Raw genomic sequence first — 20,690 nt, 5'->3', positions numbered from 1 at the left:
TACCCTGTAGGAGCTGCCGCAGGCTGCGATCTTTTTTGCCTCCCGATGAAACAATGTGAATCAGGGCTTTTCCGTCTACCGTGTAGGATTCTGCGACAGCTTGGCGTTTGGTGATCCGGGAGCTGGCACGTATGATGCTTCACAAACTTCCGCAGATTAGAAGCCTATGTCCCTGATAGTTCTACTGCTTCTGCCTTTCATAGGCAGCTGTTTGGCGGCCGTGCTGCCGCACAATGCCCGTAACGCCGAATCCTTGCTGGCTGGCCTGATCGCCCTGATCGGCACCGTTCAGGTCGCCTTCCTGTACCCGCAGATCGCCGATGGCGGCGTCATTCGCGAAGAGTTTTCATGGCTGCCCAGCCTGGGCCTGGACTTCGTCCTGCGCATGGACGGTTTCGCCTGGCTGTTCTCCATGCTGGTGCTGGGCATCGGCACCCTGGTTTCGCTGTACGCCCGCTACTACATGTCGCCGAACGATCCGGTGCCGCGATTCTTCGCGTTTTTCCTGGCCTTCATGGGCGCCATGCTTGGCCTGGTGATTTCCGGCAACCTGATCCAGATCGTGTTTTTCTGGGAGCTGACCAGCCTCTTCTCGTTCCTGTTGATCGGCTACTGGCACCATCGCGCCGATGCCCGGCGCGGCGCCTACATGGCGTTGATGGTGACCGGTGCGGGCGGTTTGTGCCTGCTGGCGGGGGTCATGCTGCTTGGCCATGTGGTCGGCAGCTATGACCTGGACAAGGTCCTGGCCGCCGGCGACCTTATTCGCGCCCATGCCCTCTACCCGATCCTGTTGCCCCTGATCCTGATCGGCGCCCTGACCAAAAGTGCGCAATTTCCCTTTCACTTCTGGCTGCCCCACGCCATGGCCGCGCCGACGCCCGTGTCGGCGTATTTGCACTCGGCGACCATGGTCAAGGCCGGGGTCTTTCTGCTTGCACGGCTATGGCCTTCGCTATCGGGCAGTGAAGAATGGTTCTACATCGTCAGCGGCGCCGGTGCCTGCACCCTGTTGCTCGGGGCGTACTGCGCGATGTTCCAGAACGACCTCAAGGGACTGCTGGCCTACTCGACCATCAGCCATCTGGGCCTGATCACCCTGTTGCTGGGCTTGAACAGCCCGCTGGCCGCCGTCGCCGCGGTGTTCCACATCCTCAACCATGCGACGTTCAAGGCCTCGCTGTTCATGGCTGCCGGCATCATCGACCACGAAAGCGGCACCCGCGATATCCGCAAACTCAGCGGCCTGTACAAGCTGATGCCGTTTACCGCCACCCTGGCCATGGTCGCCAGCGCCTCGATGGCCGGTGTACCGTTGCTCAACGGCTTCCTTTCCAAAGAGATGTTCTTCGCCGAAACCGTGTTCATCAATGCCACGCGCTGGGTCGAACTGAGCCTGCCGATCGTGGCAACCATTGCCGGCACCTTCAGCGTGGCCTACTCCCTGCGTTTCACCGTGGATGTGTTCTTCGGTCCGCCCGCGACCGACCTGCCCCACACGCCTCACGAGCCACCGCGCTGGATGCGCGCACCGGTCGAGTTGCTGGTATTCACTTGCCTGCTGGTGGGGATCTTCCCGGCCCAGATAGTCGGCCCGCTGCTCGCGGCGGCGGCGCAACCGGTGGTTGGCGGCACGCTGCCCGAGTACAGCCTGGCCATCTGGCACGGCCTGAACGCGCCGATGATCATGAGCCTGATCGCCTTGTCCTGCGGCTCCGTGCTTTACCTGCTGCTGCGCAATCAATTCAAGCGCGGGCGCTTCGGTCGGCCGCCCGTCATCGGTCGCCTGGACGGCAAGCACCTGTTCGAATACGCGCTGGTCGCCATCATGCGCCTTGCCCGTCGCCTGGAACCGCGAATTGGCACCCGGCGCCTGCAAATGCAGTTGTTCCTGGTGGTGCTCGCCGCCGTGCTGGCCGGGTTGATTCCCATGCTCCACAGCAGCCTTCACTGGGGTGACCGGCCGAAAATCCCCGGGTCGATCGTGTTCGTTACCTTGTGGTTGCTGGCCATCGCCTGCGCCCTTGGTGCGGCTTATCAGGCCAAGTATCACCGTCTCGCCGCCCTGACCATGGTCAGCGTCTGCGGCCTGATGACTTGCGTCACCTTCGTCTGGTTTTCCGCGCCGGACCTGGCCCTGACCCAACTGGCGGTCGAAGTGGTGACCACGGTGCTGATCCTGCTGGGCCTGCGCTGGCTGCCACGACGGATCGAGGAGGTCTCGCCGTTGCCGGGCAGCCTGCGTCGGGCGCGGGTACGGCGTATCCGCGACTTGCTGCTGTCGACCTCGGTCGGTATCGGCATGGCATTGCTGGCCTACGCCATGCTGACCCGCCAGACCCCCAACGACATTTCCTCTTTCTACCTCAGTCGCGCCTTGCCTGAAGGCGGCGGCAGCAACGTGGTCAACGTGATGCTGGTGGACTTCCGTGGTTTCGACACCCTCGGTGAAATCACCGTACTGGTGGCCGTGGCCCTGACCGTGTATGCACTGCTACGCCGTTTCCGCCCGCCGAAAGAAAGCCTGCAACTGCCGGCCCAGCAGCGCTTGCTCGCGCCGGATGTGGTCACCGACCTGGTCAACCCGCGTCACGCCAGCGACACCGCGCTCGGCTTCATGATGGTGCCGGCGGTGCTGGTGCGCCTGCTGTTGCCGGTGGCGCTGGTGGTGTCGTTCTACCTGTTCATGCGTGGGCACAATCAACCGGGCGGTGGCTTTGTCGCCGGGCTGGTGATGTCGGTGGCGTTCATCCTGCAATACATGGTCGCAGGCACGCAGTGGGTCGAGGCGCAAATGAGCCTGCGGCCACTGCGCTGGATGGGCACCGGACTGATGATTGCCACGGCCACGGGCCTGGGCGCGATGGTCGTCGGCTATCCGTTCCTGACCACTCATACCTGGCATTTCTCATTGCCGCTGCTGGGTGACATTCACCTGGCCAGCGCGCTGTTCTTCGACATCGGTGTGTACGGCGTGGTGGTCGGCTCGACCCTGTTGATCCTCACCGCCCTCGCCCACCAATCGGTGCGCGGCCACAAAACCGCCGCCCAGCCCAGATCCGTTGCCGCCAAAGGAGCCGTCTGATGGAAGAAGTCATCGCAATCGCCATCGGCGTACTGGCCGCGTCCGGCGTCTGGCTGATCCTGCGCCCACGGACGTTCCAGGTGGTCATGGGCCTGTGCCTGCTGTCCTACGGCGTCAATCTGTTCATCTTCAGCATGGGCAGCCTGTTCATCGGCAAGGAGCCGATCATCAAGGACGGCGTGCCGCAGGACCTGTTGCACTACACCGACCCGTTGCCGCAGGCGCTGGTGCTGACGGCGATCGTCATCAGCTTCGCCATGACCGCGCTGTTCCTGGTGGTGCTGCTGGCCTCCCGGGGCCTGACCGGCACCGACCATGTGGATGGCCGGGAGCCCAGGGAATGATGGCGATGACTCACCTGATCGTCGCGCCCATCCTGCTGCCACTGCTGACCGCCGCGATCATGCTGATGCTCGGCGAGAAGCACCGGCCGCTCAAGGCGAAGATCAATCTGTTCTCCAGCCTGCTCGGCCTGGGTATTGCCGTGGCGTTGCTGCAATGGACGCAGACCACCGGCGTGCCCGGCTCCATCGGTGTGTACCTGCCGAGCAACTGGCAAGTGCCGTTCGGCCTGGTGCTGGTGGTCGATCGCCTGTCGGCGCTGATGCTGGTGCTGACCGGCATCATCGGTGTCAGTGCCCTGCTGTTCGCCATGGCACGCTGGGACAGCGCAGGTTCGAGTTTTCACGCGCTGTTCCAGATCCAGTTGATGGGCCTTTACGGCGCGTTCCTCACTGCTGACCTGTTCAACCTGTTCGTGTTCTTCGAGGTGCTGCTGGCCGCGTCCTATGGGTTGATGCTCCACGGTTCGGGCCGGGCGCGGGTGTCGTCGGGGCTGCATTACATCTCGATCAACCTGCTGGCCTCGTCGCTGTTCCTGATTGGCGCGGCGCTGATCTATGGGGTCACCGGCACCCTGAACATGGCTGACCTGGCGGTAAAAATCCCGCTGGTGTCCGAAGCTGATCGCGGCTTGCTTCACGCCGGCGCGGGGATCCTGGCCATTGCGTTCCTGGCCAAGGCCGGCATGTGGCCGCTGAACTTCTGGCTGGTGCCGGCCTATTCCTCGGCCAGCGCGCCGGTGGCAGCGATGTTCGCGATCATGACCAAGGTCGGCGTGTACACCTTGCTGCGCCTGTGGACGCTGCTGTTTTCCGCCCAGGCCGGGGCCTCGGCGTTCTTTGGCGGCGACTGGCTGATCTACGGCGGCATGGCGACTATCGTCTGCGCCGCCATTGCGATCCTCGCCGCGCAGCGACTGGAGCGCATGGCCAGCCTGAGCATCCTGGTGTCGGCGGGCATTCTGTTGTCGACCATCGGTTTCGCCCAGCCGAACCTGGTTGGCGCGGCGCTGTTCTACCTGTTCAGTTCCACCCTGGCGTTGAGCGCCCTGTTCCTGCTGGCCGAACTGATCGAGCGCTCGCGCTCGGCCAACGAAATCCTGCTCGAAGATGAAACCGAACTGCTGCCCCGCCCCCTGGAATCCCTGCACCCGCCCAAAGGCACCAACCTCGACGACGACCAGAAAGCCGTGGTCGGCCAGGTGATTCCCTGGACCATGGCGTTTCTCGGCCTGAGCTTCATCGCCTGCGCCTTGCTGATCATCGGCATGCCGCCGCTCTCGGGCTTTATCGGCAAACTCGGATTGATCGGCGCCCTGCTCAATCCCCTGGGCCTGGGTAACAGCGGCGACGTACCGGTTTCCAAGGGCGCCTGGGGCCTGTTGGTGTTGTTGATTGTGTCGGGGCTGGCGTCGCTGATCGCATTCTCGCGCCTGGGCATCCAGCGTTCCTGGACGCCAGCGGAACGACCATCGCCCCTGCTGCGACGCCTGGAATGCGTGCCGATCTTCGCCCTGCTGGGCTTGAGCATTGCACTGACCTTCAAGGCCGATCCGCTGCTGCGTTACACCCAGGCCGCCGCCGATGCCTTGTACAACCCGCAGCAATACGTGATGGCGGTGCTCGACACACGCGTTGTACCGAGCCCGTCGGCCGTAGCCCCGCAGGAGGTACAGCCATGAAGCGCCTGTTTCCGGCACCCTTGCTGTCGCTGGCCCTGTGGCTGCTGTGGCTGTTGCTGAACCTGTCGATCAGCCCCGGCAACCTGCTGCTGGGTGCCGCGCTGGGCTTCTGTGCGCCACTGATGATGCGCAGGCTGCGTCCGCTGCCGGTGCGCATCCGTCGTCCCATGGTAATCCTGCGGTTGATCCTGCTGGTCGGGCGCGATGTGCTGGTGTCCAACCTCGCCGTGGCCTGGAGCGTGCTCAATGCCAGTCGCCGCCCGCCCCGCTCGCAATTCATCAAGGTGCCGCTGGACTTGCGTGACGCCAACGGCCTGGCCGCGCTGTCGATGATCACTACGGTGGTACCCGGTACGGTCTGGTCGGAACTGGCGCTGGACCGCAGCATTCTGCTGTTGCACGTCTTCGATCTGGACGACGAGGTGCTGTTCATCCAGCACTTCAAGACGACCTACGAACGTCCGTTGATGGAGATCTTCGAATGAGCCCCTTGCTGTCGAACGCGATCCTGTTGAGCCTGTTCTTCTTTTCCCTGGCGATGATCCTGACCCTGATCCGCCTGTTCAAGGGGCCGTCGGCCCAGGATCGGGTCCTGGCGCTGGACTACCTGTACATCGTCGCGATGCTGATGATGCTCGCGCTGGGCATTCGCTATGCCAGTGACACCTACTTCGAGGCGGCGTTGCTGATCGCCCTGTTCGGTTTCGTCGGCTCGTTCGCCCTGGCGAAATTCCTGCTGCGTGGCGAGGTGATCGAATGAATATGCCATTGTCGTTGTGGGTGGAGATCCCGGTGGCGATCCTGCTGGTACTCGGCAGCCTGTTTACTTTGATCGGCGCCACGGGCCTGCTGCGCATGAAAGACTACTTCCAGCGCATGCACCCACCCGCCCTGGCCTCGACGCTCGGGACCTGGTGCGTGGCGCTGGCTTCGATCATCTATTTTTCGGCACTCAAGTCCGCGCCGGTATTGCACGCCTGGCTGATTCCGATCCTGCTGGCGATTACTGTGCCGGTGACGACCTTGCTGCTGGCCCGGGCGGCGCTGTTTCGCAAACGCATGGCCGGGGATGATGTACCGGCCGAAGTGAGCAGCCGGCGGAGTGAGAGCGGTAGTTAAAGCAAAATTTTGTATTGACTGGACCGGCCTCTTCGCGGGCAAGCCCGCTCCCACAGGGTTCAGCGCAATCCCTGTGGGAGCGGGCTTGCTCGCGAAGGCTATAGACCAGCCAACACAGCAAGACCGGTCTGTCTCAAATCCAGGCCACCGCCAACAACCCCGCCCCCAGCACCACACACAATGGCGAGTAAACCCAGGTGTCGAGCCGGGCGAACCTCGATCCTTTGACCTCTTTGAAAAAACCCACCAGTTCCGAATCGCCAATGGCCCGGGCAAACAGCAAAATCGCGATCGCGCTGATCACCCACTGCAACGACCAGTGATGCAAGGGTGGCAGGCACCAACCCACCCGCAAGCACACCAGCACGGCAATCAACAGCAACAACCCGGCCACCACCAGGGTGATCCAGCCTCGCGGCTTGAACGCTGGCCTCAGTTGCGCAGTGCCCTCCAGCGGTACTTGCGGGACCGCCGCCACCGCCGCCCACTCGCCACCCAACGCCCAATACACATGCACCAGACTGATCACGGCGAAGATCGTCACCAGCGACTGAGCCAACAACAGGGTCATGGTTCAGAGATCCTTGAAAGGGATATGAACAGAACATTGTAGGAGCTGCCGCCAGCTGCGATGTTTTGATTTTGCTTTTTTTAGACAAGATCAAAACATCGCAGCCTGCGCCAGTTCCTACAGGGTGGCGGAGACTTTATCCGCCACGTCCTTGGGCAGCCAGGCCCGCCAGACGTCCGGATGAGCCTTCATGAACGCCTGCGCTGCCTGACGCGGTGGCGTATGTTTCTCGCTCATCTCGGCCAGTGCTTTGTTCAAGGGATCGATCGGAAAGTCGACTTTGGCAAAGAACTCGGCAATCTGCGGATATTGCTTCTGGAAGGGGGTGGACACACCGATCGACAGCTTGGAGGCCAAAGAACGAGTCGGCCGTGGATTGGGGTTGTCGGCGTCGGTCAGGGTCTTCCAGGCTTCGGCGTCGAACGGCGGCTCTTCGAGTTGAATCAGCTTGAAGCGGCCGAGCAACGGCGTGGGCGACCAGTAGTAAAACAGCACCGGCTTGCCACGATGAATTGACGAACTGATCTCGGCATCCAGAGCCGCCCCCGAACCGCTGCGGAAGTTCACATAGCTGTCGTCCAGCCCGTAGGCCTTGAGCTTCTGTTTGTTGACCACTTCCGAGGTCCAGCCGATGGGACTGTTGAGGAATCGTCCCTTGGTCGGGGCTTCCGGGTCCTTGAACACGTCTTTGTATTTTGGCAGGTCACTGACGCTGCGCAGGTCCGGCGCCAGCGGCTTGATGCCCTTGGCCGGGTCGCCCTTGATCACATACTCCGGCACCCACCAGCCTTCGGTAGCGCCCTTGACCGTGTCGCCGAGGCTGACGACCTTGCCTTCGGCTTCCGCCTTGACCCACACCGGGCTGCGACCGGCCCACTCCTCGCCAATGACCTGGATGTCATTGTTGGCCAGCGCGGTTTCCAGGGTGATGGTGGTGCCCGGCAAGGTGTCGGTCGGCAGCCCGTAGCCCTTCTCGACAATGATGCGCAGGACATCGGTAATCAGGCTGCCGCTTTCCCAGTTCAGGTCGGCGAAGTGGATCGGCGTCTGGGCGGCAGACACCGGGACGGGTGTCGCCAGCAAACCGAAAGTGGCCAGGACCGCAGCCAGCAACCGTCGAAATCCGTTCATGCTTTTGCACCTCGTGCTGTTCACAGCAATAGCAGGATGGCCTGGCAGTAGACCGCGAAGCCTCTGAATACTCAGTCCAATGACTGTAGTAGAGGTTCCTGCTTTCGAGGTGCGTGGATCAGTTTTCGCCAGTGTCCTGCAAACGCATCAGTTCTCGTCTGACCATGCTGGCGTATGGCGCCGGTTGCAGTTGGTAAAGCTGTGACGCCACCCAGTTCAGCCAGGCTCCTTGCAGAATGGTCTTCTGCCCGAACAGCCGCCGCGCTTCGTCTTGAGCGCTGGCCAGGTTCTGCTCGTGGAAATCGGCGCGGGTCAGGGTCATCACTCGCTGGCCTTGAAGGTCACCAGCTCGCCTTTGCGCCACTTGGCCGCTTTGGCCGTCACGGCCTTGAGGGTCTTGGTCAGGCCTTCCTGCAACTGTTGATGGGCGGCGAACACCATCACCACGCTGTGACCTTCCTTGAACACGATTCCCTGACCGTCGGCCGTCGTCACGAAGGCGTAGTCGCCTATTCCGTAAACCGTCAGCTTGATGTCGCGGAACTTGATGTCCAGCTTGCCGCCTTCGCGACTGGGCAGCACGGACGCGCTGAAATGGTCGCCGACCTTGAGCTTGAGTCCGGGCTTGTCGTCCACCACCAGGGCTGATTCGGTGTCGATTTCGGCAATGTAGATGCCTTCAGCGTTCTGTTCGGTGATGTAAACGAAACGAGACTGAAACTGCTTGACCAGCTTTGCGCGCAAATCACCCAGCACAAACAAGGCATGCATATCGAGATTACTTACTGCCAAGGAAACATCCCCACATCTGAATAATGGTGCCGTGCGCGAAAAATGAACGCACAGCCAAAAAAGCGGCAATGCCGAAGGTGTAGCCAAAGAACCCGGGTTGAGAGTCCTGAATGAGCAGTGCACTCATTCATCACGAAGCTTGAGAAGACTACTGGAACGTCACTCGCGTCGTCCTGACTGGTGTTCGCCACAGACTGAAGGAAAACGCCCTTCCTGCTGCCGGAAAATTATGGACTATCAACTTCGGGGAAAAATCTCATCAAGAAAAAAACTTTTCCTACATATCGTCCGCAAAAAATTGCTTTAGATAAACATCATTCACCCACCAGTAGGGGTGATTCTAGAGCAGCGATGCTCTTGGAGACTAGCCAAAACGACGTACATACGTCGGTAAAACAATGAAAAGGACTTCATATGTGCACGCTGACACACTTTGCCTATCCCTTGGTGCCTGATTCGGAAACAGCTCCGGCCCCGCACCCGACAAGGCTCGCCCTACATGAACCGGCTCCCGATGCCTCGGCCCGCCCACGATTTCAAGTGGTTATGGCGGGCATTGCCTTCTTTCACATCAAGGATATTTCTACAGGCAGTGTAAGAGGTTTCCGAGCCAATCATAACGAAGCCTGTGCCCTCGCCCGGCTCCTCGAATCACACGGTTGACAGGCCCACCGCGCTCGCCTCTATCGACGTTTCGTCTGCCCGCCGACTTATCTCAGCCGTCGACGGGCAACTGCTGCCATACTGCCCGCCCAATAAAACGGATCCGCAGAAAATCGGGTTGCGTTGACAACAACAATGTTTTTCCAAGGGAAGTCTGCAACGTGACGGAATTTGATATCGGCGAGTTTTTCATCCGGGGTGAAGCCAGAGAAGTCGAGGGTGAATTCCAGGCCGTGATTGTCATGCGCGCCAAACCACCGCTCAAGACCGTGACCTATCACCAGGTCGAAAAGGATCGCTGGTTCAAAACCCCGGATGTCGCCGCCATGGCGGCCCAGGAATCGGCCCGGGAACTCAAGGCCGCGGTCGATGCGGGCGCATTGAAAGCCTGATGATCGGGTTGGCGGTCTATGCTCATGGTTGCACTTGAACATCGTGATCGAACTCCACCGCTGCGGCGCCCTCGAATCCTGGGTGCGCCTCGTCCCTCGACCCGACTGATGACCTGCAAGGAGATGAAGATGGAATCACCGACCCATGACTTGAAAGGCCTGTTCGACCAGCTTGGCCTGGACTCCAGCCAGAAAGCGATCGACGACTTCATTGCCGGCCATTTCCTGCCTGACGACAAGAAACTCATCGACGCCGACTTCTGGTCACCGCAACAGGCCGGCTTCCTCAAGGAACAACTTCGCGAAGACGCAGACTGGGCGCGGGTGGTCGACGACCTGAACCTGCGCATGCACCAGACCCACTGACAACCTCAATGCAGGCTGCCAGGACTTTCGGCGTTCAATTGTGCCAGCCAGGCGGCCCTGCACTCCTCCGCTTCGTCGCGACTGGAGTACGCCGTGCCCCGGCGCTCGCCATTGAGTAACACGACCCAGCAAACCTTGCGTCCCATGGAGCGAAGGTTGGCAGGTACCCCGCTGCCGATCATGACCGCGACATCAACTTTGCCTTGCATGCTGCCCCCCCTCCGAACTTAATTAGCAACCTAATTAGTAGGCATGTTAATTAGTTTTCCGGCGAGGAAACAGCAACACCCTGCACAGGTTAATTGCAGAATTCGTAACAGTCGCCCCGCAGCCTTGTTTTTTAGCGCGGCTTTTCCGGCTTGTAGCCCAGACGTAAACCACCCCAATGCCGGCCCTTGAGCATGATCGGTACCGAAAGATCGTGCATCAACTCGCCGGTATCACGGGTATAGGTTTGCAGCAGCACGGCCTTCTGATGGCTGCCACAGCGGATCCCGGTGCGGTCAGCGAACTTGCGTTTGGTCCGGTTCTGCAAGGCATCGACCTGCGCATCTCCCGTCAACGGCTGGCTGAACAGCTTGTTGTGGGTCGGCACATACCCCTGTTGGGTGCAGGCGATGGCGAACACCAATCCTTCATGACGCGGTAACAACGGCTCTTGAATCGCTGGCAATACCTGATCGGTGTAGCGGTCGAAACGTGTCTGGTACTTGGTCGGGCTGGTATTGGGGATGACCTGGTAATTGCGGTCGAACAGATCGTCGATGCTGATTCGACCGGCATCGATATCCGCTTCAAAACGCGCTGCAATCTGGCTCGCGGCTTCCCGGGCCAGGTCATAGATGCGCTGGTGATAGTCATCCAGCCCCACTTCGGCAAGACGCTCGCTGATGGTTTCGGCTTGCCCTTCCATTTGCACCGCCGCCTGGGCCAGGCGCTGTGTCTGCTGGTCGCTGACCACCAGATCGCTGCGCATCTGCCCGATGGCGTGAAACAGACTGTCGAGTTGCAAACGGTTGATGTCTGCCCCTTGGGCGATTTCCCCGACCTGGGACTCGACGCTGGCCGCCAGTCGGGCAATGTTCTCCAGGTGCTGGCCCGTGCGCTCGACCTGCTCGACGCCGGAGTCAAGGTCGCTGGACAGTTGGCGGATCTGCTCCACCACCTGCGCCGTGCGATGCTGGATGTCGGCCACCATTTCGCCCACCTCCCCCGTAGCGGTCGCCGTGCGTGCGGCGAGCCCGCGTACCTCGTCGGCCACCACGGCAAACCCGCGACCGTGCTCCCCCGCCCGCGCCGCTTCTATCGCGGCGTTCAACGCCAACAGATTGGTCTGGCTGGCGATGGACTGAATCACCAGGGTCACCCTCTGGATATCATCGCTGCGCAGGCTCAAGGCTTCGATCAGTTCACGACTGTTGCTGGCGCGCTGGCTGAGCTGATGCATGCGCGCGATGGACTCGATCAATTCCGTACGCCCGACCACTCCGCTTTGATGCGCCTCGCTGGCGGCACTGAGCGCCTGGCGACTGAGGGTCGAGGTGGCCTGTTCGGTGGTGATCATGACCTCGGCATTGCTGACGATCTGTGCCGCCGCCGTGAGCTGCGATTGCAGTTTGTCCGCCAGTTGCCGAACCGAAAACGCCACGCCGGCGGCCGACAGTGCGTTATGGCTGGTGGTGCAGGAAAGATCGCGAGCCAACTCGCCGATGGCATCGCGGTTGGCGGGGGCAGCAGCCTCAGGGGTCGCGCGCGCGCGCAGGCGAGGCAGCCAGACAATCAATATGGCCAGGGGCAGGCCAAGGTAGAGCGACCATCCGCCCAGCGTCATGCCACATAACAACAGCATCAGGGCGATGCTTTGCAGCATTGGCGTCAGCCAGCGGTTTTTCGGCAACAGCACGGGTGCGGGCACTGCCGCAACCAGAGACCCGTCTCTTGTCATCATCGTCACCCCGTAAAGCTTCTAATTGTTGTCTTCGCATTAAACGCCACCATAAAGCCATTATCCATGAGCCTTTAGTCGCGAACGTTGCAGCAGATCAATAGAAGAACCGGGAAATCGAAGACGGCAGAAAACGAAGATCGCAGCCTGCAACAGCGCCCGACTTCAATTAAGTAGGAGCTGCCGCAGGCTGCGATCTTTTCAAGGCAGCCCGGATCAAAGGGGCTGCCTCGCAGAATCAGGCCTGACGCTGGTGCTTGTCGATTTGCTCGTGACGTTCCTGAGCTTCGATGCAGTACTTGGTGGTCGGGCTGATCAGCAGGCGCTTGAGGCCAATCGCCTCGCCGCTGTCGTCGCACCAGCCGAAGCTGTCTTCCTTGATGCGCTCAAGGGCTTGTTCCAACTGAGGCAGCATGCGCTGGTCGCGATCGATCGCATTCACCAGCCAGGTGCGTTCTTCTTCGACCGAGGCCGCGTCTGCCGGATCGGCCGGGGTGTCCAGGCTTTCGATGGCGATGCGGTTCTGCTCGATGCGCTCATGGGTTTCGACTTTCATGTTCTGCAACAGCTCGGAGAAAAAAGCATGTTGCTCGGCATTCATGTAGTCATCCGCCGGCATGGCCAGCAACTTGTCCTTTGTCATTGATATCTCTATAAAAAAACGTGCATTAAGGCGAATAAGGGAGCGTTCCGGCAGACCTGGGCAGGCCATCGGAAAGGCGCCGTTTGTTCCAAGCGCCACCCGGCACTCAATTTACGAGGGGCGGCAGTCTACGGCCGACTTGAGGCCTCAGCAACCGAAAAGACTGCGAATTTGTCCGACAAAGCCCTGAAAATGCTCTAAGGCAGGCTTTGAGGCGGTAATCGGAGTGCGTTTATAGCAAGAAATTCAATCGAGCGGCTGTATATAGAAGACAAACGGCTGGCACCGGGCATTATTCACGGTCATTTGCAGGGCCGCGAACCTCAGCTAAGGTTGTCCCTCCCGAAATGGCCATATAAAGGAAAGGACCATGAAGCTGATCGGTATGCTGGACTCGCCCTATGTCAGGCGCGCCGCCATTTCTGCCAAATGCCTGGGAATCGCGCTGGAACACCGACCGGTCTCGGTGTTCCGCCACTTCGAACAATTCCAGCAGATCAACCCGGTGGTCAAGGCGCCCACCCTGGTGCTGGATGACGGTGAGGTGTTGATGGACTCGACACTGATCATCGACTACCTGGAAACCCTGGCCGGCAACAGCCTGATGCCCGTCGAGCCGGGTCAGCGCCTGCGCGCGTTGCGCCTGATCGGCCTGGCCCTGGCCGCCAGCGAAAAATCCGTTCAGCTTTACTACGAGCGCAACCTGCGGCCCGAGGATATTCAATTCGAGCCCTGGGTACAGCGGGTCGAAGGTCAACTGACGGCAGCCTATTCGGCGCTGGAGCGGGAGCTGGAAAAGCAGCCGTTGAAGACTGGCGGTTCGATTGAGCAGGATGGCATCACCCTGGCAGTGGCCTGGAGCTTCACCAACCTGGTGGTGCCGGACCAGGTGAGTGCGGCGCGGTTTCCGCGGATCGCCGCATTCACGACGTATGCCGAGGGGCTTGAGGTGTTTGTCAGTACGCCGATTGACTGACGGATTCACTTTGCCTGTTCTGCCGTCATCGCGAGCAAGCTCGCTCCCACAGGGAATTGCGGTGAACCGGTAGGTTCAGCGAGCTTGGCGCATTGACCGAAACCCGGTATGTCCATGAACTTTTATTTAGAAAGCCTGCGATCATTTCTTGGCAAAATGCTGCACAACGTTGTGAACATTTAATCAGGCCAGCCCTATGACCCGCATCTTGACCATCGAAGACGACGCCGTGACCGCCCGGGAAATTGTCGCCGAACTGAGTAGCCACGGCCTCGACGTCGACTGGGTCGACAATGGCCGCGAAGGGCTGGAACGTGCGGTCAACGGCAACTATGACCTGATCACCCTCGACCGCATGTTGCCCGAGCTCGATGGCCTGGCGATTGTCACCACGCTGCGGACCATGGGCGTGGCCACGCCGATCCTGATGATCAGCGCACTGTCCGACGTCGATGAGCGCGTACGCGGCCTGCGCGCCGGCGGCGACGACTACCTGACCAAACCCTTCGCCACCGATGAAATGGCCGCCCGGGTCGAAGTCCTGCTGCGCCGGCAGAACACCGTGACCGCCCAGGCCACCACGCTGCGGGTGGCGGATCTGGAGCTGAACCTGATCAGCCACGAAGCCAGCCGCGACGGTCAACTGCTGACGCTATTGCCCACCGAATACAAACTGCTGGAATTCCTGATGCGCAATACCGGGCAAATCCTCTCGCGGATGATGATTTTCGAAGAGGTCTGGGGTTACCACTTCGACCCCGGCACCAACCTGATCGACGTCCACATCGGCCGTCTGCGCAAAAAGATCGACCCGCCTGGCAATGCCCCACTGATTCGGACCGTGCGAGGCTCGGGTTATGTCATTGCCGAACCCGTCTAAAGGCTGGCGTTCTTCCAGCAGCCGTCTGCTGGCGCTCTACAGTTCGCTGTTCGTGATCTGGAGCGGGATCCTCATGGGGGTCATGTACTACGAGGTTTCCGCTTACCTGGACAACCTGGCCAAGCATTCGCTGATGCAACGCCAGCACCTGTTTTCGCGCTTCTCCGGCGAGCAACTGGTGGACGCCCTCGCCGTGAGTATGACCTTCGACATCCGCGGCATCGACGCCTACGGCCTGTTCGATGCCCAACACCGTTATCTCAGCGGCGCCTTGCGCTACATTCCGGACGGCTTGCCGCTCGATGGCAAGATCCACATGCTGCTCGATTGCGATGCCTCCGACGACAGCGACGAACAGACGCTGCCCGCCGACAGTTGCGACGCCGTGGCGACCCGCACCCTCGACGGCCGCTGGCTGGTGCTGGTACGCGACAACGGATCGTTGTTCGCCGTGACCCGGATCATCCTTCACGCCTTGTTCTGGGGTATGACCCTGACCATCGTGCCGGGCATCGTTGGCTGGTATTTGCTGCGCCGCCGGCCGTTGCGGCGCATTCGCGGGATTCAGGCCAGTGCCGAAGCCATTGTCGCCGGCGACCTGAGCCGGCGCTTGCCACTGTCCAATCGGCGTGACGAACTGGACATGCTCGCCGCCATCGTCAACGCCATGCTCGAACGCATCGAGCGCTTGATGAACGAGGTCAAGGGCGTGTGCGACAACATCGCCCATGACCTGCGCACGCCCCTGACCCGTCTGCGCGCGCAGCTTTACCGCATGCAACAGCAAGCCGGCGAAGGCTCGCCGCAGGCCATGCAACTGGACCTGGTACTGGCCGAGGCCGATACGCTGATGGCGCGTTTCCGTGGCTTACTGAGGATCTCCGAACTGGAAGACCGCCAGCGTCGCTCCGGATTCGTGCAAGTGGACCCGGTGGCGCTGCTGCAAGAACTGCATGAGTTCTACCTGCCCCTGGCGGAAGACGACGACCTGGTGTTCCAGTTGCACCTGCCCGCGTCATTGCCGCCCCTCCATGGCGACCGCGCACTGATGTTCGAAGCGGTGGCGAACCTGCTCAGCAACTCGATCAAATTCACCCCGCCCGGTGGTGCAGTGATTTTGCGCGGGGTCAATGATAGCGGGCACACGCGAATCGAAGTGCTCGACTCCGGCCCGGGCATTCCCGAGGCGGAACGTGAAGCGGTGTTCCAGCGTTTCTACCGCGCCGAAGCGGGCAATCACAAAAGCGGCTTCGGGCTGGGGCTGTCCATCGTCGCGGCGATTGTCAGCCTGCACGGGTTTACCCTGGAGGTGGGCAATAGCGAACTGGGTGGCGCGCGGCTGGTGCTCGACTGTAGGGAGAGTCTGATTCCTCAAGCCTGATACAAGTCCGCCTGAGCGGACACAGTACCTGTGGGAGCGAGCTTGCTCGCGATGACGATGTATCAGGTAAAAATGTATCGCCTGACACTCCGCTATCGCGAGCAAGCTCGCTCTCACAGGGGCAAGCGCTCGACTACCACCGCGCCATCGCCGGTTTCCAGCCGGCGTACCCGCCCACCTTCACTGAGCTCGCTCTTGGGAATGAACGAAATCCAATCCGGCAGCGAGTTGAAACCGCCAATCAATTGCCAGACCTGATCGGCCGATGCCTGGACCTCGATCGTTGATGATGCAGTTGCCAGGTCGGGGGCTCTCTCAAAGTTTTTGGGGCTCAGATGGCCAGGCTGTCGACGACACCGCCGTCGACCCGCAAGGCGGCACCGGTGGTGGCCGAGGATAACGGCGAAGCGATGTAGGCCACCAGATTGGCGACTTCCTCGACATCCGCCACGCGCTGGATGATCGATGTCGGCCGGGCCTTGCGCACGAACGCATCGGCTTCGTCCCGGGCGCTGCGTCCGGACTCGGCCGTGGCGTCCTTGAGCATGTCTTCCAGGCCATCGGTAAAGGTCGGGCCGGGCAGGATCGCATTGACCGTCACGCCGGTGCCGGCCAGGCGTTTGGCCAGGCCATGGGACACCGCCAGGTTGGCGCTTTTGGTCACGCCATAGTTGATCATGTCCGCCGGGGTCGCCACGCCGGATTCCGAAGACAGGAAGATCACCCGCCCCCAGCCCTGCTTGACCATGTCCGGCGTGTAATGCCGGGACAGGCGCACGCCGGAGATCACGTTGACCTCGTAGAAGCGCGTCCACTCACTGTCCGGGGCGTCGAAGAAATCCACCGTATTGAAGATCCCGAGGTTGTTCACCAGGATGTCCGCCCGCGGTTCGGCGGCGAACAGTTTTTCGGCGCCCTGAACGGTGCCGAGGTCAGCGGTCACCCCACGCAATTGCGCAGCAGGAACACGCTGGCGAATGCTCGCCATTGCCTGCTCGACCTTGGCCGTGTCGCGGCCGACCACCACCACGGCGGCGCCCGCCTCGGCCAGTGCCTTGCTGATGCCCAGGCCGATGCCGGCAGTGCTGCCGCTGACAATTGCGAGTTTTCCGCTCAAATCAATTTTCATGCTCAAGCTCCAGCAAAGGGTAAGGCAGTACGCTCGGACACAGCGCGAAAAGGTCGGAAAGAGTGTAGCCGCCGCTCGGAACAAGGGGCAGTTCACTCGTCTCGAAGGGTGTTTTACGGCTGTCAGAGCTACTTCATGAAAGCTACGGTCGCTTGCGCCGTTGCTTACGTGTACGCCAGAGTCCGCCGACTTGTGCGCACTCAGTACCGAATCGAGCCGCAATGCGCTGCTGGGCATTGTGCAGGTGATCATGCTGGATGAACTGGCGGTGAACCGGGCACTGGATCAGCTTGATCCGCCTCAGTAGCTTGGCCTGCACCCTCGCCATTGTGCTGTGAAAGCGGTCAATGGTCTGCAACGGAACTCAACGATAACGATCCGGCAAAACACTCGTCGCACTGGAAAATTGCACAGCACATGGCGGCGCCACTATCGGGGCATTGATCGCCTGCAGGAACACCGGCTCGGAGTCGCGCAGGTACACCGGCATGTCGGTCACCGGTGGCATGGCCGGAATCTCGAAGTACATCTGCACCACCCAGCCACGGTGATAGCTGGCGTGGTTGACCACGTGCATCAGCATCGCGCCGGCGCTCATGGTGCCGCTTTCGCCTGAGACAAAGGTGAATTCCAGGGGCTTGTCCAGGGAGGCATCGGTTTGCCGGGCGCTCCAGTCGCAGTACCAGCGATCGATGGCTTTTTGCGCCATGCGCAGTTCGGACAGATCGGCATGCAGCAGGTCGTGCGAGGTCTTGAAGCCATGCCCCCGGCCTTCGAGGTGCGCCTGCCAGATGCAATCGACCACGTAGACGTGATTAAGGATGCCGATCATGTTTTTGAACACCGACACCCGTTCTTTTTTGACTTCGCCCGGAGGGAGCGCCGCGAGGCTGTCAAAGAGGCGCTGATTGGCCCAGCGTTTGTAATCGGCCAGCAGGCAGGCAGTGCGTACGGTGATCATCAGAGTTCTCCGATGGCGGTAAGCGCACCCCCTAGCATAGACCCGATGGCCGCCCGGCAGTGCCAGCCCTGATCATCGGTCGTCCAGGCGTTTCACCACGTGTTCGGCGAGTGCCAGGCAACTGGTCAGTCCCGGTGATTCGATGCCGAACAGATTGACCAGCCCCGGCACCCCATGTTCGGCGCGAGCGCTGATGAGAAAGTCGGCAGCCGGCTCAGTCGGCCCGCTGATTTTCGGTCGAATGCCGCTGTAGGCCGGTTGCAGGCTGTTGTCCGGCAAACCCGGCCAATAGCGGCGGATCGCCTGATAGAAGCCCTCGGCCCTGTGAGGCTCGACGCGGTAATCGATGTGCTCGACCCATTCGACATCCGGGCCGAAGCGCGCCTGCCCGCCAAGGTCCAGGGTCATGTGCACACCCAGTCCGGCGCTCTCCGGGGCCGGATACACGAGGTGGAGAAACGGCGCCCGGCCACTGAAACTGAAATAACTGCCCTTGCACAGATACGCCCGGGGAATGAATTGCCCAGGCAGCCCGACGATGCTGCTTGCCACCTCGGGAGCGGACAGTCCCGCGCAGTTGATCAATTCGCGGCAGCACAGCGTCATGGGTTGGTTGCCGCCCATGTGCAGCTCGAAACCCCGTTCGATGCAACGGGCCGACAGCAACGGCGTGTGCAAGGCCAGCGTGGCGCCGAGCCTCTGGGCATCGCCCTGGAGCGCCAGCATCAGCCCGTGGGAGTCGACGATGCCGGTCGACGGCGACCACAGCGCCGCGACGCAGGACAACGCCGGTTCAAGCTCCCGGGCCTGCGGGCCATCGAGCCATTGCAGGTCATCGACACCATTGACACGCCCCTGCTGCAACAGACGCTGCAAAGCCGCGCGCTGCTGCTCGTCGGTGGCCACGATCAGCTTGCCCACGCGCCGGTAATCGACACCGTGCTCATCGCAATAGGCGTAGAGACGCTGCTTGCCCTCCACGCACAACCGCGCCTTGAGGCTGCCGCCCGGGTAATAGATGCCGGCGTGAATCACTTCCGAGTTACGCGAACTGATGCCCGTGCCGATACCCCCTCCGGCCTCTACCACCAGCACTTCCCGCCCGCTCCTGGCCAGCGCCCTGGCCACCGCCAGCCCGACCACGCCGGCCCCGACCACCACGCTTTGAATATCGACGTTCAACGACCTTGCCTCCCTCTCAGCCCGTTCCTCGCTAATGCCAGGGAACTCTCGGCGACCGTCACGCATCCTAAACTATGTGGTACTTCCCTTATGCTTCATGCTGTCGGAGGACACCGTCATGCGCCGGATGTTTATCATTTCTTCCCTGGTACTTTGTTTACCCTTCGGCTCGGCTCTAGCCAAAGTGGATGCGGGTGACGTCGCCACTTCCGCCGGGGTTTCCGCTTCGCTGTACTCAACGTTCAAAGACCACAAACTGATGATTCCCGCCCGGGATGACGCTTCCAGCTTCGTCGCCAGTGGCGGTGCGATTCGTGGTGCCTATCTGGAGGCGGTGTTGAAAAAAATCCGTCAGGACAATCCCGCCCTCAACAACGCAAGCGACGAAGACCTGGCCCGCGCCATTCTCGTCCAGGAGGGCGTTGCCACCGATCACTGAAGATCGTCATCGCCAGCGGTGGGGCTTGTGACACCGGGATAGCGTTTCCAGCCCTACCTGGCGTGCGTGCCAGTGGACAATCGTGCCCACCCGGCCACGAGTTGCGCGTTGATACTCACCCCGCCGCACACCACGATCACCACGTCATTGGCATCGGCAATCGCCGGGTGATCCAGGTAGGCAATCGCCAACGAAACCCCGCACGCCGGTTCGACCAGCTGACGCAAATCATTGGCGTAACGCACCACGCCCATGATCGCCTCATCATCGCTGAGCACCACGCACTCATGGGAAAAATCGCTGATGTGCCTGACCGGCCAGGCGGCCACTTGCGCGGCGCCCAGGGACGTGGCGACCGTGTCGATTTTCGCCAGTTTGACCGGGTGCCCGGCCGCCACCGCCGCGGCGAACGACGCCGCGCCTTCCGTTTCGCAGGCTACGATGCGGCAATCGGTGTGCCGATGACGAATCAGGCCGGTGAGCAGCCCCGCCAGCAAGCCACCACCGCCCACCGATGTCACCAGCACATCCACTGGCGGGCAGTCTTCAAGGATTTCATCGACCATGGTGCTGTGTCCTTCCCACAACAGCGGATGGTCGAAGGCCGGCACAAATTCACTGCGTGGGTCCTGGGCGAGTTCCCGGGCCCGTTGATTGGCTTCGTCCCAGACCTTGCCGTGGACGATCACCTCGGCGCCGGTATTGCTGATCCGCGCCCGGGTGCTTTGCGCGGTGGTATTCGGCACCACGATGCATGCCTTGAGCCCCAGGCATGCAGCGGCCATGGCCGTGGCCAGTCCCGCGTTACCGCCGGAGGGACAGACCACCTTGCGCTTGCCCTGCTGCGCCGCCCGGCTGCACAGCAAGCCGATGCCGCGTATTTTGAACGAGCCGCCAGGTTGCAGGTTTTCCAGTTTCAGCCAGATTCGGCGGGTCGGGGTCGAGAGGCCAGGGTGCAGGATCAAAGGCGTGCGGATGTGAAGCATACAGGCTCCTGTTTCACGCCACCGGC

The 20,690-nt window shown here is 61.3% G+C and carries 24 protein-coding genes and 2 pseudogenes; 14 read left to right on the top strand and 12 right to left on the bottom strand.

The annotated features are described in order from the left end of the window. Positions 1-166: 166 nt before the first annotated feature. From ACM6IT_RS04595 to ACM6IT_RS04570, 6 genes are read left to right on the top strand one after another with little or no spacing between them, the layout of a single operon-like run. Positions 167-3,085 (top strand): monovalent cation/H+ antiporter subunit A, encoded by a 2,919-nt coding sequence (locus tag ACM6IT_RS04595; protein WP_056723920.1) that lies wholly within the window; start codon positions 167-169, stop codon positions 3,083-3,085. Continuing rightward, entirely contained in the window at positions 3,085-3,429 is a 345-nt protein-coding gene (locus tag ACM6IT_RS04590) for a Na+/H+ antiporter subunit C (protein ID WP_007973781.1), read from the top strand. Before ACM6IT_RS04595 ends, ACM6IT_RS04590 begins: the two co-directional genes overlap by 1 nt. Further along, complete coding sequence (locus ACM6IT_RS04585; RefSeq protein ID WP_414917607.1) at positions 3,426-5,108, top strand: monovalent cation/H+ antiporter subunit D; 1,683 nt, start codon at positions 3,426-3,428, stop codon at positions 5,106-5,108. The genes ACM6IT_RS04590 and ACM6IT_RS04585 overlap by 4 nt, the downstream gene beginning before the upstream one ends. Further along, positions 5,105-5,593 carry a Na+/H+ antiporter subunit E gene (locus tag ACM6IT_RS04580; RefSeq protein ID WP_056723917.1) on the top strand — a complete coding sequence of 163 codons (489 nt, stop codon included), beginning with the start codon at positions 5,105-5,107 and terminating at the stop codon, positions 5,591-5,593. Before ACM6IT_RS04585 ends, ACM6IT_RS04580 begins: the two co-directional genes overlap by 4 nt. After that, positions 5,590-5,868, top strand: coding sequence for a K+/H+ antiporter subunit F (locus ACM6IT_RS04575; protein ID WP_007986253.1), 279 nt, complete (start codon positions 5,590-5,592; stop codon positions 5,866-5,868). The genes ACM6IT_RS04580 and ACM6IT_RS04575 overlap by 4 nt, the downstream gene beginning before the upstream one ends. Then, positions 5,865-6,227 carry a Na+/H+ antiporter subunit G gene (locus ACM6IT_RS04570; RefSeq protein ID WP_056723915.1) on the top strand — a complete coding sequence of 121 codons (363 nt, stop codon included), beginning with the start codon at positions 5,865-5,867 and terminating at the stop codon, positions 6,225-6,227. The genes ACM6IT_RS04575 and ACM6IT_RS04570 overlap by 4 nt, the downstream gene beginning before the upstream one ends. Before the next feature lie 133 nt (positions 6,228-6,360). On the opposite strand, the gene ACM6IT_RS04565 is transcribed toward ACM6IT_RS04570, so the two are convergent. The 4 genes from ACM6IT_RS04565 to ACM6IT_RS04550 all read right to left on the bottom strand — a co-directional run bounded on the left by ACM6IT_RS04565 (position 6,361) and on the right by ACM6IT_RS04550 (position 8,721). Then, positions 6,361-6,798: a DUF3995 domain-containing protein gene (locus ACM6IT_RS04565; RefSeq protein ID WP_056723913.1), complete on the bottom strand. Its 438-nt coding sequence runs from the start codon at positions 6,796-6,798 to the stop codon at positions 6,361-6,363. Between the two features lie 117 nt (positions 6,799-6,915). Then, the gene (locus tag ACM6IT_RS04560; protein WP_223541953.1) at positions 6,916-7,929 is read right to left on the bottom strand and encodes a glycine betaine ABC transporter substrate-binding protein; all 1,014 of its coding nucleotides are present in this window, start codon (positions 7,927-7,929) and stop codon (positions 6,916-6,918) included. A gap of 118 nt (positions 7,930-8,047) precedes the next feature. Further along, positions 8,048-8,251, bottom strand: coding sequence for a hypothetical protein (locus ACM6IT_RS04555; RefSeq protein ID WP_056723908.1), 204 nt, complete (start codon positions 8,249-8,251; stop codon positions 8,048-8,050). Then, positions 8,251-8,721, bottom strand: coding sequence for a hypothetical protein (locus ACM6IT_RS04550; protein WP_007986246.1), 471 nt, complete (start codon positions 8,719-8,721; stop codon positions 8,251-8,253). Before ACM6IT_RS04550 ends, ACM6IT_RS04555 begins: the two co-directional genes overlap by 1 nt. Before the next feature lie 414 nt (positions 8,722-9,135). Between ACM6IT_RS04550 and ACM6IT_RS04545 the strand changes: the two genes are divergently transcribed. From ACM6IT_RS04545 to ACM6IT_RS04535, 3 genes are all read left to right on the top strand, one after another. After that, entirely contained in the window at positions 9,136-9,384 is a 249-nt protein-coding gene (locus tag ACM6IT_RS04545; protein ID WP_223541952.1) for a hypothetical protein, read from the top strand. Between the two features lie 161 nt (positions 9,385-9,545). After that, positions 9,546-9,776: a hypothetical protein gene (locus tag ACM6IT_RS04540; RefSeq protein WP_056723906.1), complete on the top strand. Its 231-nt coding sequence runs from the start codon at positions 9,546-9,548 to the stop codon at positions 9,774-9,776. 129 nt (positions 9,777-9,905) lie between these two features. After that, on the top strand, positions 9,906-10,142 hold the full coding sequence (locus tag ACM6IT_RS04535) for a DUF2789 domain-containing protein (protein WP_056723903.1): 237 nt from the start codon (positions 9,906-9,908) through the stop codon (positions 10,140-10,142). Between the two features lie 5 nt (positions 10,143-10,147). Here ACM6IT_RS04535 and ACM6IT_RS04530 read toward each other — a convergent pair whose 3' ends face one another. The 3 genes from ACM6IT_RS04530 to ACM6IT_RS04520 form a co-directional block, all read right to left on the bottom strand. Next, entirely contained in the window at positions 10,148-10,351 is a 204-nt protein-coding gene (locus ACM6IT_RS04530) for a hypothetical protein (protein WP_056723901.1), read from the bottom strand. A 131-nt stretch (positions 10,352-10,482) separates the two neighbouring features. Then, entirely contained in the window at positions 10,483-11,706 is a 1,224-nt protein-coding gene (locus ACM6IT_RS04525) for a methyl-accepting chemotaxis protein (RefSeq protein ID WP_409079542.1), read from the bottom strand. A 619-nt stretch (positions 11,707-12,325) separates the two neighbouring features. Then, on the bottom strand, positions 12,326-12,730 hold the full coding sequence (locus tag ACM6IT_RS04520; RefSeq protein WP_007907888.1) for a TraR/DksA family transcriptional regulator: 405 nt from the start codon (positions 12,728-12,730) through the stop codon (positions 12,326-12,328). A gap of 370 nt (positions 12,731-13,100) precedes the next feature. Between ACM6IT_RS04520 and ACM6IT_RS04515 the strand changes: the two genes are divergently transcribed. The 3 genes from ACM6IT_RS04515 to ACM6IT_RS04505 all read left to right on the top strand — a co-directional run bounded on the left by ACM6IT_RS04515 (position 13,101) and on the right by ACM6IT_RS04505 (position 15,967). Beyond that, positions 13,101-13,706 carry a glutathione S-transferase gene (locus tag ACM6IT_RS04515; protein WP_414912870.1) on the top strand — a complete coding sequence of 202 codons (606 nt, stop codon included), beginning with the start codon at positions 13,101-13,103 and terminating at the stop codon, positions 13,704-13,706. 196 nt (positions 13,707-13,902) lie between these two features. Then, positions 13,903-14,586, top strand: a complete 684-nt coding sequence (locus ACM6IT_RS04510; RefSeq protein ID WP_046043625.1) for a response regulator transcription factor — start codon at positions 13,903-13,905, stop codon at positions 14,584-14,586. Then, positions 14,564-15,967: a sensor histidine kinase gene (locus ACM6IT_RS04505; protein WP_414917606.1), complete on the top strand. Its 1,404-nt coding sequence runs from the start codon at positions 14,564-14,566 to the stop codon at positions 15,965-15,967. The genes ACM6IT_RS04510 and ACM6IT_RS04505 overlap by 23 nt, the downstream gene beginning before the upstream one ends. Before the next feature lie 122 nt (positions 15,968-16,089). Here the strand turns inward: ACM6IT_RS04505 and ACM6IT_RS04500 are convergent. Together ACM6IT_RS04500 and ACM6IT_RS04495 are read right to left on the bottom strand one after the other, a co-directional pair. Further along, positions 16,090-16,269: pseudogene (locus ACM6IT_RS04500) on the bottom strand (SRPBCC family protein); the annotation flags it as partial. A gap of 29 nt (positions 16,270-16,298) precedes the next feature. Next, entirely contained in the window at positions 16,299-17,096 is a 798-nt protein-coding gene (locus ACM6IT_RS04495; RefSeq protein ID WP_414917605.1) for an SDR family NAD(P)-dependent oxidoreductase, read from the bottom strand. A gap of 211 nt (positions 17,097-17,307) precedes the next feature. Between ACM6IT_RS04495 and ACM6IT_RS04490 the strand changes: the two are divergent. Beyond that, positions 17,308-17,403, top strand: a pseudogene (locus tag ACM6IT_RS04490) (DUF6124 family protein); the annotation flags it as partial. 57 nt (positions 17,404-17,460) lie between these two features. Here ACM6IT_RS04490 and ACM6IT_RS04485 read toward each other — a convergent pair. Together ACM6IT_RS04485 and ACM6IT_RS04480 are read right to left on the bottom strand one after the other, a co-directional pair. Further along, entirely contained in the window at positions 17,461-18,057 is a 597-nt protein-coding gene (locus ACM6IT_RS04485) for a DinB family protein (protein ID WP_056723894.1), read from the bottom strand. A 72-nt stretch (positions 18,058-18,129) separates the two neighbouring features. Continuing rightward, positions 18,130-19,239, bottom strand: a complete 1,110-nt coding sequence (locus ACM6IT_RS04480; RefSeq protein ID WP_409079436.1) for an NAD(P)/FAD-dependent oxidoreductase — start codon at positions 19,237-19,239, stop codon at positions 18,130-18,132. Between the two features lie 118 nt (positions 19,240-19,357). Between ACM6IT_RS04480 and ACM6IT_RS04475 the strand changes: the two genes are divergently transcribed. Then, positions 19,358-19,678 carry a DUF2388 domain-containing protein gene (locus ACM6IT_RS04475; RefSeq protein WP_056724010.1) on the top strand — a complete coding sequence of 107 codons (321 nt, stop codon included), beginning with the start codon at positions 19,358-19,360 and terminating at the stop codon, positions 19,676-19,678. A 53-nt stretch (positions 19,679-19,731) separates the two neighbouring features. On the opposite strand, the gene ACM6IT_RS04470 is transcribed toward ACM6IT_RS04475, so the two are convergent. Continuing rightward, a complete protein-coding gene (locus tag ACM6IT_RS04470; protein WP_414912875.1) occupies positions 19,732-20,664 on the bottom strand; it encodes a pyridoxal-phosphate dependent enzyme in 933 nt (310 codons plus the stop codon). Positions 20,665-20,690: the final 26 nt, after the last annotated feature.

The organism is Pseudomonas sp. IT-P4 (assembly GCF_949767755.1).
Taxonomy (GTDB): domain Bacteria; phylum Pseudomonadota; class Gammaproteobacteria; order Pseudomonadales; family Pseudomonadaceae; genus Aquipseudomonas; species Aquipseudomonas monachiensis.
Note: the sequence above shows the minus strand (reverse complement) of the source record. Positions and strands in the feature narration are given on the sequence as shown.

Excerpts from the sequence above, each read along its gene's own strand:
- ACM6IT_RS04595 (WP_056723920.1), top strand. The coding sequence starts at position 167 with ATGTCCCTGATAGTTCTACTGCTTCTGCCTTTCATAGGCAGCTGTTTG.
- ACM6IT_RS04590 (WP_007973781.1), top strand. The coding sequence starts at position 3,085 with ATGGAAGAAGTCATCGCAATCGCCATCGGCGTACTGGCCGCGTCCGGC.
- ACM6IT_RS04585 (WP_414917607.1), top strand. The coding sequence starts at position 3,426 with ATGATGGCGATGACTCACCTGATCGTCGCGCCCATCCTGCTGCCACTG.
- ACM6IT_RS04580 (WP_056723917.1), top strand. The coding sequence starts at position 5,105 with ATGAAGCGCCTGTTTCCGGCACCCTTGCTGTCGCTGGCCCTGTGGCTG.
- ACM6IT_RS04575 (WP_007986253.1), top strand. The coding sequence starts at position 5,590 with ATGAGCCCCTTGCTGTCGAACGCGATCCTGTTGAGCCTGTTCTTCTTT.
- ACM6IT_RS04570 (WP_056723915.1), top strand. The coding sequence starts at position 5,865 with ATGAATATGCCATTGTCGTTGTGGGTGGAGATCCCGGTGGCGATCCTG.
- ACM6IT_RS04565 (WP_056723913.1), bottom strand. The coding sequence starts at position 6,798 with ATGACCCTGTTGTTGGCTCAGTCGCTGGTGACGATCTTCGCCGTGATC.
- ACM6IT_RS04560 (WP_223541953.1), bottom strand. The coding sequence starts at position 7,929 with ATGAACGGATTTCGACGGTTGCTGGCTGCGGTCCTGGCCACTTTCGGT.
- ACM6IT_RS04555 (WP_056723908.1), bottom strand. The coding sequence starts at position 8,251 with ATGACCCTGACCCGCGCCGATTTCCACGAGCAGAACCTGGCCAGCGCT.
- ACM6IT_RS04545 (WP_223541952.1), top strand. The coding sequence starts at position 9,136 with ATGTGCACGCTGACACACTTTGCCTATCCCTTGGTGCCTGATTCGGAA.
- ACM6IT_RS04535 (WP_056723903.1), top strand. The coding sequence starts at position 9,906 with ATGGAATCACCGACCCATGACTTGAAAGGCCTGTTCGACCAGCTTGGC.
- ACM6IT_RS04530 (WP_056723901.1), bottom strand. The coding sequence starts at position 10,351 with ATGCAAGGCAAAGTTGATGTCGCGGTCATGATCGGCAGCGGGGTACCT.
- ACM6IT_RS04525 (WP_409079542.1), bottom strand. The coding sequence starts at position 11,706 with ATGATCACCACCGAACAGGCCACCTCGACCCTCAGTCGCCAGGCGCTC.
- ACM6IT_RS04520 (WP_007907888.1), bottom strand. The coding sequence starts at position 12,730 with ATGACAAAGGACAAGTTGCTGGCCATGCCGGCGGATGACTACATGAAT.
- ACM6IT_RS04515 (WP_414912870.1), top strand. The coding sequence starts at position 13,101 with ATGAAGCTGATCGGTATGCTGGACTCGCCCTATGTCAGGCGCGCCGCC.
- ACM6IT_RS04510 (WP_046043625.1), top strand. The coding sequence starts at position 13,903 with ATGACCCGCATCTTGACCATCGAAGACGACGCCGTGACCGCCCGGGAA.
- ACM6IT_RS04505 (WP_414917606.1), top strand. The coding sequence starts at position 14,564 with ATGTCATTGCCGAACCCGTCTAAAGGCTGGCGTTCTTCCAGCAGCCGT.
- ACM6IT_RS04495 (WP_414917605.1), bottom strand. The coding sequence starts at position 17,096 with ATGAAAATTGATTTGAGCGGAAAACTCGCAATTGTCAGCGGCAGCACT.
- ACM6IT_RS04485 (WP_056723894.1), bottom strand. The coding sequence starts at position 18,057 with ATGATCACCGTACGCACTGCCTGCCTGCTGGCCGATTACAAACGCTGG.
- ACM6IT_RS04475 (WP_056724010.1), top strand. The coding sequence starts at position 19,358 with ATGCGCCGGATGTTTATCATTTCTTCCCTGGTACTTTGTTTACCCTTC.
- ACM6IT_RS04470 (WP_414912875.1), bottom strand. The coding sequence starts at position 20,664 with ATGCTTCACATCCGCACGCCTTTGATCCTGCACCCTGGCCTCTCGACC.